Here is a 7,500-nt window from a genome sequence, read left to right as displayed (position 1 = left end):
CTCCAAAAAGGTTACCTCACCGACTTCGGGTGTTACAAACTCTCGTGGTGTGACGGGCGGTGTGTACAAGGCCCGGGAACGTATTCACCGCGGCATGCTGATCCGCGATTACTAGCGATTCCAGCTTCACGCAGTCGAGTTGCAGACTGCAATCCGAACTGAGAACAGATTTGTGGGATTGGCTTAACCTCGCGGTTTCGCTGCCCTTTGTTCTGTCCATTGTAGCACGTGTGTAGCCCAGGTCATAAGGGGCATGATGATTTGACGTCATCCCCACCTTCCTCCGGTTTGTCACCGGCAGTCACCTTAGAGTGCCCAACTGAATGCTGGCAACTAAGATCAAGGGTTGCGCTCGTTGCGGGACTTAACCCAACATCTCACGACACGAGCTGACGACAACCATGCACCACCTGTCACTCTGCCCCCGAAGGGGACGTCCTATCTCTAGGGTTGTCAGAGGATGTCAAGACCTGGTAAGGTTCTTCGCGTTGCTTCGAATTAAACCACATGCTCCACCGCTTGTGCGGGCCCCCGTCAATTCCTTTGAGTTTCAGCCTTGCGGCCGTACTCCCCAGGCGGAGTGCTTAATGCGTTAGCTGCAGCACTAAGGGGCGGAAACCCCCTAACACTTAGCACTCATCGTTTACGGCGTGGACTACCAGGGTATCTAATCCTGTTCGCTCCCCACGCTTTCGCTCCTCAGCGTCAGTTACAGACCAGAGAGTCGCCTTCGCCACTGGTGTTCCTCCACATCTCTACGCATTTCACCGCTACACGTGGAATTCCACTCTCCTCTTCTGCACTCAAGTTCCCCAGTTTCCAATGACCCTCCCCGGTTGAGCCGGGGGCTTTCACATCAGACTTAAGAAACCGCCTGCGAGCCCTTTACGCCCAATAATTCCGGACAACGCTTGCCACCTACGTATTACCGCGGCTGCTGGCACGTAGTTAGCCGTGGCTTTCTGGTTAGGTACCGTCAAGGTGCCGCCCTAGTTGAACGGCACTTGTTCTTCCCTAACAACAGAGCTTTACGACCCGAAGGCCTTCTTCGCTCACGCGGCGTTGCTCCGTCAGACTTTCGTCCATTGCGGAAGATTCCCTACTGCTGCCTCCCGTAGGAGTCTGGGCCGTGTCTCAGTCCCAGTGTGGCCGATCACCCTCTCAGGTCGGCTACGCATCGTGGCCTTGGTGAGCCATTACCTCACCAACTAGCTAATGCGCCGCGGGCCCATCTGTAAGTGACAGCCGAAACCGTCTTTCCATCTTTCCTCATGCGAGGAAAGAACGTATCCGGTATTAGCTCCGGTTTCCCGAAGTTATCCCAGTCTTACAGGCAGGTTGCCCACGTGTTACTCACCCGTCCGCCGCTAACTTCAGGGAGCAAGCTCCCATCCATTCGCTCGACTTGCATGTATTAGGCACGCCGCCAGCGTTCGTCCTGAGCCAGGATCAAACTCTCCGAAGAAATGTTTGACTTGCTCATTTGCTTTTAGAGTGTGTGCTCACTATTTTAAAACGTTGGCGCTTAGTTTTGTTCAGTTTTCAAAGAGCAATCACTTTAACAACTTAATCATCATATCACGAAGTTGAGTAGTTGTCAACTTCTGCGAAGAATGTTAGTTATTTTTAAAATCGCTATTTCTTAGCGACTACCTAATCTTACTACTATTTCAATAAGACGTCAATAGTTTTTTTCAAGAACATGTTCGATCTTGTTTTTACTGCTCTATCAATAATTTCTAAGATCAAAAATGCCTTGCTTGCTAAATAAGCAACTCCCTTATGATAAAAGAGTTTACACATGATGTCAATGATTTTTTTAGCAAGTTACTTTATGTATGATTCTGTAGACGACCGTACATTCATTTCCTTGATTTCATTGACTTCCTTCGTTTTTAATCCTTATAATGAAGATAAATACATAAAATCATACATTCAAGTATCCGTTTTATAAGGGCTCGCAACCTTTTCGGAACGTCTTGAAAAAGAAGGGGACACAATTATGAACCCTATTAAGAACGTGCAGCCCATTCGGAACCAGCAGCAGCTGGAAGATATGAAGTGGGCGCTTAAACGCCATTGTTCGGAACGTGATTACATTCTGTTTGTCCTTGGCTGTGAAACCGGGCTGCGAGTTGGAGATCTTTTACGACTCAAAACCAAACAGATTCTGAATTTGAAAGGAAAGTACACGAAGATACTGCGCATCAAAGAGGGAAAAACACAAAAAATCAGGGAGATGTACCTTGAAAACTGTTTTCAGGAAGTCTACGGCTATGCCGTCAATGTGGACAGTGAGTGGCTTTTTCCATCCCGGAAGGGGGACGGCGCCATCACGCCGACCCAGGCATACCGGCAGTTAAATAAGGCCGCCGACTTTGCTGGTGTCGACCATGTCGGCAACCATACCCTGCGGAAAACGTTCGGATACTGGTTTTACAAAGCGACAAAGGACATTGCGATGCTGCAGGGAATCCTGCACCATTCGGACCCTTCGATTACCCTGAGGTATATCGGCATCACAGAAGAAGAAACCAATAATGTCTTGAAAACCTTCAGTGTGTTTAAATAACGGTTCCGAACGAAGGAGCAGTCTTTGACTGTTCTTTTTTTTTACTTCCGAAAGACCCTCGTTATCAGACGTCCATAAAGGCTGTTTTTAGAGGTTTGAACTCCCTATCTTTATTTTCCTATTCGGAAAAAAATCAAACAGCTTAGAAAGGCAAATACAAAGCTTAAACAGCGTATTTTTTAAAAACCTCTTGGTGAATCATACACTTTTATGCCTGTTTTTCATTTTTCCTTTTCGGAACCCTCGAATCCTACATCTGTAGCTTTATCTACTTTCATTTTTCTCTTTTTCTTTTTCTAAAGCATTTATTTTCTCTTAACTCACATCTTGCCTGACTGTTCACATCAAGACAGAAAACTTTCCCTACCGGCCGGCGATATCTTTAGAGTGCCAGAAGACCTCAGCATTCCAAAAGGTACGTTGGCAGGGTGAGGTCTTCTGGCGTTTACGAAAAAGAATGAGCCGGCCGGTATCCTGAATATGTATAAGATCATGCTAGAAATAAGACAGAAATAAAGCCAGACATTGAATTCTTTATAATTTCTCTCTTTTTATCGCTCTATCAGAGGTGTAAAGACAGATCATTAAAACCTTTTAAAAAAATAATAGTCTTTAACCTTTGATACACAAATTAGTGTTTTGAACTTACTCTATCTTAAAGTTTTCAGAATTTTCACAACAAAAAACCCCCTGTTGTGTTTGTTTTACTAATATTGTTTTAATTGTTTTACATTGTTTTAATTGTTTTCGGAGGCCTCAAACCATTGGTATGACTGGCCTCAAGACCTCTAACTATAACATTTTTGGTGCGAACTATAACATTTTTGGTGCGAACTATAACATTTTTGGTGCGAACTATAACATTTTTGGTGCCTGAACTATAACATTTTTGGTGCGAACTATAACATTTTTGGTGCGAACTATAACATTTTTGGTGCGAATTATAACAAAAAAATCCTTTTGTTATCGATGGATTTTTGTCATAATGAAGAAGCTCGAAAGGGAGGAAATTGTGATGAAAATTTTAGAAAAAAACGAAACACAGAACAACCATTTGGTGACTAAGTCGAATATGCTCATTGAAGCAAATTATAAATTAGGCGTGGTAGAACAAAAAATCATCCTTTGTCTGGCGAGCCATATTACACCTGCAGATTCAGATTTCAAAACCTACACCCTGCCTATTCAGGAATTTTCAGATCTCCTAAGCTTAAAAGGAACACCCAAATATACAGAACTGAAGCAGATTACGAAGGATTTGATGAAGAAGGTATTTGAAGTGCGGATTAAAAAAAAGGTCATACAGGTTTCGTGGCTCAGCTATGTAGCGTATAACGAAACGGAAGGAACTGTAGACATAAGGTTTGATCCCTTCCTGCGGCCGTACCTGCTTCAGCTGAAAAGGGAATTCACAAGCTACAAACTTGAGAATGTGGTGAAGCTGAAAAGCTCCTACGCCATAAGGATATATGAATTACTGAAGCAATATGAAAGACTGAAGGAAAGATCCTTTTACCTGAAGGACCTGCGCAAAATGCTCGGGGCTGAGGATATCTATCCTGCATACGGAAACTTTAAGCAGCGTGTTCTTGTACCAGCCCAGAAGGAATTGAAGGCTAAAACGGATATATCCTTTGAAATAGAAGAAATCAGGACAGGACGAAGAGTGGATAAAATCAAATTTTTCATTACTTCAGGAAGCAATGGAAAACCTGATCAATTGGACCTGCTTCAAAATCATTTGCAGGAATTTGCCGATACGTTTATAGAGAAAGTGAAAAAACTCGGCTTAAAGATGGGGGTAAGGTTAACGGACGAAGTCATTCTTTCATGGGAAAAGCATGGACAGGACAATGTAATGAGCCTCCTGGAGAAAATACAGGACCGCAAGGACATCGAAAACCCCGTCGGATACATAACCAAGGTCTTAAAGGCAGCAAACAAGGATAATGATGAATCAGAAGACATCCTTATACGCTTAGTATCTGACTTCAGAAAATCAAAAGAAGTACTGCCTGCTTGGTATATACGGGAAAAGTCCATTGAAAAAATGGAGGAAGTACTGAAATTGGATCATGAATCAGCAGCAGTTACATTTGAAGAAATTAAAGAAGAATTATTTGAAGTTCTGCAAATTCAGGAGCCGGAGGCTGAAAGTGATTCAGTAGAGGAGCTAGAAAAGCGCAAGCGTAAGTTCGAAAAGCAACTTAAGAAATTAAAAAAAGGCACCCATTAATGAGTGCCTTTTTTAATTGGATGACAAAGGCATCGTATAAAATAAGAAGAAAACAACGTTAGAAGAAAGGAAGAAAAGAAGAAAAGAAGAAAACAACGTTAGAAGAAAAAAATAAAAGAAGAAAGGGTGATAAAGGGATGGCGATTACTATTACAATGGGAATTCAAAAGGGAGGCTGCGGAAAATCCACCACAACCGGCATTCTCGCGCACTTGTTGAGCAGAAATGGATATAGGGTCCTTGCAGTGGATATGGACTCACAGGGCAACCTTACAGAGCTTCTGTCTGAGCAGCCTTCAAATGAGTATATGGGCAAGTCCGTGCTGGAAGCGATGCAGGAAGATAATGTTGAGGGCTACATACTGAATATCAACGATCACCTCGATCTTCTGCCTGCCAACAACTTTTTGGCAACTTTCCCGCGCTGGCTGTATACGGGAAAAACATATAAAGGCGATACGATCCCTTTTAGCGGGAATCCAAGTTCTGTCTTAGATCATGCTTTGAAGTCCGTCAGGGACAGATACGATTTTATCGTTATTGATACTCCTCCCTCCTTAAGCGAACAGACAACAAATGCACTGTGTGCCAGTGAATACGTGGTTGTTTTATTCGAATGTTCAAATTGGTGCTATTCAGCTATCCCGAATTTCATGGATTCTATCCATGGAGCCAATGAATTCGGAAAGAGAAATACTCAGGCGATCGGCGTGCTGCGCACGATGAATGATGTAAGGCGAAGCGATGCCAAGGCCTTTAATGAACTAATTGCGGAAGATTACCCGGACCTGGTATTTGATACGGTGATTACCAGGAAGGCGCCTGTTGGCAGATTATCTCTGTATGGATTTAACCAGAACGCTGAACTGCGGCAGGCATTGGGACAATACGAAGGATTCTATAAGGAGTTGATCAGCCGTGTCGAAGGTAAATGACATCAAGAGTAAAATGCGCAGTCAAAAGCACATTAGCCCCAGTTTTGCCTTGAACGAAGAAGTATTACCGGAAGAAACCAAGGAACGTTTAAACAGTGGAAAAAAAGAAGAAAAGAAGAAAGACCGAAAACGGGTATCCTTCGATCTAAGAACGGACCTTCATAAAGAACTGAAAATGCAGTCGCTGCTTCAGGAAAAGAACATTTATCTATTGATCGAGGAAGCATTGGAACAGTATCTTAAATGAACACGATAAAAAAGAAATACCCGAATAACTGGGTATTTCTTTTTTATCAATCAAATGTATTTTGAATAGCTGCATCAAGTCCCTGTCCGGATTCTTTGATATAGCGTTTAGTCATATTTAAATCCTTATGGCCGACCAGCTTTGAGACGGTTTGAATCTCAATTCCTTTATCGATAAGATTCTGGCAAAAAGTATGTCTCAACTTGTGCGGGCTCACATCGTACTTGCTCAGCATATATTGAACCGCCCTCGGTGTCATACGCTGGTTAACACTGGATAAGAAGACTGCTTCATTCTCGGCCTTCAGAGAGTCTTTATAACGCTTAATATGCTCACTGGCAGCTCTTGATAGGGGGATAACCCGTTCAATCTCGCCTTTTGAATCCCGGATAAGAATAGATTCTCTTTCACCGTCTTTTTTTATATCGGTGTGATTTAATTCACAAAGCTCGGAGACCCGAATCCCGGTATGAAGAAGAACATAAACAATAGCAATGTTCCGCACATTTCCTTCGTCTTCCACTTCTTTTATTAGTGCTGACTGTTCAGCTGGCTCCAGTGACTCTGGTGGTTCATCCTTCTTTTCCTTGGCTTTGCGGTCAATGTTGGCCATAATCTCTGGTTTGTTAAGAAACCGGGAAAATACAGTGATGGCTGTATAATGCTTTTCGATTGTTCCGGCACTTTTATTGGAATCGTCCATATAATCAAGATAGGCCTGCACATGGGTCGATTCAATCTCTTCTATTTCTTCTTTCATCCATTGAAAAAATTGAGAGAGAACACCTACATATGTTTTAGCCGTACTGTCTGATTTATTTTGATCCATTAACCATTCAGCAAAAGAATGAAGGATTTGGTCAGTATTTCGGATTTCTTCTTTATTCATCAAAAATCCTCCCGCCTAGAGTTCATCCAAACGCTTCAGATGAAAAAATATACAAAAAAACCTTAGGAAAAATCCTAAGGTTTTTTTGAAAAGAGATAGGATTTTGAACCTGCATTCTTCGGGTTATGAATCCTAAAACTAGAAATTGCTTGGCGGCGTCCTACTCTCACAGGGGGAGAACCCCCAACTACCATCGGCGCTGAAGAGCTTAACTGCCGTGTTCGGAATGGGAACGGGTGTGACCTCTTCGCTATCGCCACCAAACTATGAGGAACGTTGTTCCTTCAAAACTAGATAATAGAAGAAGTAAATTCTGCACGTCATTTTGGTTAAGTCCTCGATCGATTAGTATCTGTCAGCTGCACGTGTCACCACGCTTCCACCTCAGACCTATCAACCTGATCATCTTTCAGGGATCTTACTAGCTTGCGCTATGGGAAATCTCATCTTGAGGGGGGCTTCATGCTTAGATGCTTTCAGCACTTATCCCGTCCGCACGTAGCTACCCAGCTATGCCTTTGGCAAGACAACTGGTACACCAGCGGTGCGTCCATCCCGGTCCTCTCGTACTAAGGACAGCTCCTCTCAAATTTCCTGCGCCCACGACGGATAGGGACCGAA

General features: G+C 43.3%; 5 protein-coding genes and 3 rRNA genes (1 of these 8 only partly in view). 4 read left to right on the top strand and 4 right to left on the bottom strand.

Annotation, left to right across the window (positions count from 1 at the left end):
• Positions 1 to 1,465 (bottom strand): 16S ribosomal RNA (locus ACFVVO_RS39065); it reaches 85 nt to the left of the window's first position.
• Between the two features lie 537 nt (positions 1,466 to 2,002).
• Between ACFVVO_RS39065 and ACFVVO_RS39060 the strand changes: the two genes are divergently transcribed.
• The 4 genes from ACFVVO_RS39060 to ACFVVO_RS39045 all read left to right on the top strand — a co-directional run bounded on the left by ACFVVO_RS39060 (position 2,003) and on the right by ACFVVO_RS39045 (position 5,990).
• The gene (locus ACFVVO_RS39060) at positions 2,003 to 2,572 is read left to right on the top strand and encodes a tyrosine-type recombinase/integrase (protein ID WP_376174685.1); all 570 of its coding nucleotides are present in this window, start codon (positions 2,003 to 2,005) and stop codon (positions 2,570 to 2,572) included.
• Between the two features lie 985 nt (positions 2,573 to 3,557).
• The gene (locus tag ACFVVO_RS39055; RefSeq protein ID WP_376532906.1) at positions 3,558 to 4,808 is read left to right on the top strand and encodes a replication initiation protein; all 1,251 of its coding nucleotides are present in this window, start codon (positions 3,558 to 3,560) and stop codon (positions 4,806 to 4,808) included.
• 137 nt (positions 4,809 to 4,945) lie between these two features.
• Entirely contained in the window at positions 4,946 to 5,743 is a 798-nt protein-coding gene (locus ACFVVO_RS39050; protein ID WP_376296051.1) for a ParA family protein, read from the top strand.
• Positions 5,727 to 5,990, top strand: coding sequence for a hypothetical protein (locus ACFVVO_RS39045; protein ID WP_376296050.1), 264 nt, complete (start codon positions 5,727 to 5,729; stop codon positions 5,988 to 5,990). Before ACFVVO_RS39050 ends, ACFVVO_RS39045 begins: the two co-directional genes overlap by 17 nt.
• Before the next feature lie 46 nt (positions 5,991 to 6,036).
• Here the strand turns inward: ACFVVO_RS39045 and ACFVVO_RS39040 are convergent, their stop codons facing one another.
• From ACFVVO_RS39040 to ACFVVO_RS39030, 3 genes are all read right to left on the bottom strand, one after another.
• Complete coding sequence (locus ACFVVO_RS39040) at positions 6,037 to 6,879, bottom strand: tyrosine-type recombinase/integrase (protein ID WP_376296049.1); 843 nt, start codon at positions 6,877 to 6,879, stop codon at positions 6,037 to 6,039.
• Between the two features lie 147 nt (positions 6,880 to 7,026).
• Positions 7,027 to 7,143 (bottom strand): 5S ribosomal RNA (gene rrf / locus ACFVVO_RS39035).
• Positions 7,144 to 7,204: 61 nt separating this feature from the next.
• Positions 7,205 to 7,500 (bottom strand): 23S ribosomal RNA (locus ACFVVO_RS39030); the annotation flags it as partial.

Source organism: Streptomyces sp. NPDC058145 (assembly GCF_042884245.1).
GTDB lineage: Bacteria > Actinomycetota > Actinomycetes > Streptomycetales > Streptomycetaceae > Streptomyces.
The sequence above is the reverse complement of the archived record's forward strand: the minus strand, read 5'-3'. Positions and strand labels throughout refer to the sequence as shown.

Bases quoted from the DNA above. Each gene is read 5' to 3' on its own strand.
- ACFVVO_RS39060 (WP_376174685.1), top strand. From the start codon at position 2,003: ATGAACCCTATTAAGAACGTGCAGCCCATTCGGAACCAGCAGCAGCTG.
- ACFVVO_RS39055 (WP_376532906.1), top strand. From the start codon at position 3,558: ATGAAGAAGCTCGAAAGGGAGGAAATTGTGATGAAAATTTTAGAAAAA.
- ACFVVO_RS39050 (WP_376296051.1), top strand. From the start codon at position 4,946: ATGGCGATTACTATTACAATGGGAATTCAAAAGGGAGGCTGCGGAAAA.
- ACFVVO_RS39040 (WP_376296049.1), bottom strand. From the start codon at position 6,879: ATGAATAAAGAAGAAATCCGAAATACTGACCAAATCCTTCATTCTTTT.